This window comes from Amedibacillus sp. YH-ame10, from assembly GCF_053848885.1.
Genome location: NZ_JBSPFA010000073.1, coordinates 1 through 1,127 on the forward strand (window position 1 = coordinate 1; position 1,127 = coordinate 1,127).

Consider the following 1,127-nt stretch of genomic DNA (forward strand, 5'->3'; position numbering starts at 1 on the left):
GCAAGTTCTTTTTTAGCGAAAACAGAAGAGTCTTTAATCAAAAAAATCACCTATAGATAGTATACTATATCTACAGGCGAAATTTAATCTTTCGGAATGTCCTTCAGGACATCTTTTTTATTTTTTTACCACAATGCGGGCAATAGTTAATATCTTTTTTTGACTCATCTTCTTTGGAATCAATTAACTCTTCACTGAACCCAGCAGAAATTATGCCAGTAGGAACCGCGACAAGACCAATTCCAAGCAAGGCAAGGAAGGTACTAATTATTTTACCTAAAACAGTTATTGGATAAATATCACCATAACCTACAGTCGTGAGCGTAGCAACAGCCCACCATAATCCTGAGAATGCATTTTCGAATTTATCAGGTTGCACATCATGTTCACAGTAATACATAAATATTGATGATATTATCATCAAAACAAATACAACAAACACGGAGGATATTAGCTGCTCTTTCTTTTTCTTGAAAACAACAATTACACTATTCAATACTGCAGTATATCTATGCAACTTAAATATCCTAAACACTCGTACTAAACGTATCGTACGTAATGATCTCAGGTCGGTCTTTATAATAAATGGTATGTAGAATGGCAAAATCGAAATTAGATCGATAATCGCCATAAATGAAAATATGTATTTGATTCTACTTTTTATAGGCCCACAAGAATAATATAGATCAGATGTCCACAAACGTAGCAAATATTCGATTGTAAAGATAGAAATAGAGATATACTCAAACATATGCATGATTGTTGAAATATAACCAGGAATATTATCAAAGGTTGATAAAATAACACTGATAATACTCAAAATAATTAAAGTTATAATAACAGTGTCAAAAACTGTACTTATAAAATCATTTTCATCATCATCTCTTATTGTATTAAATACACGATTTTTTATTTTGTTATACATAAATAATCACCTCTACTAGAATGATTTAATTGTAAGACTAAAATAAGATAATTACAACAAAGAAATAGTTCATTGAAAATAATACCTAAATTTTTATTTGGAAGTCCGTTTTTTATAAATTAACTGCAATAAGTATGAAAGGTGTAAGATATAGGTGTGTTTCCTTGTGACACTTTAAAGGAGGTTTACTTATGAAAAACTG

1 protein-coding gene is annotated in these 1,127 nt (G+C 29.9%); it reads right to left on the reverse strand.

Annotated elements, in window-relative coordinates:
• Window positions 1–103 precede the first annotated feature (103 nt).
• On the reverse strand, window positions 104–925 hold the full coding sequence (locus ACWG42_RS14935; RefSeq protein WP_455793360.1) for an ion transporter: 822 nt from the start codon (window positions 923–925) through the stop codon (window positions 104–106).
• Window positions 926–1,127 lie beyond the last annotated feature (202 nt).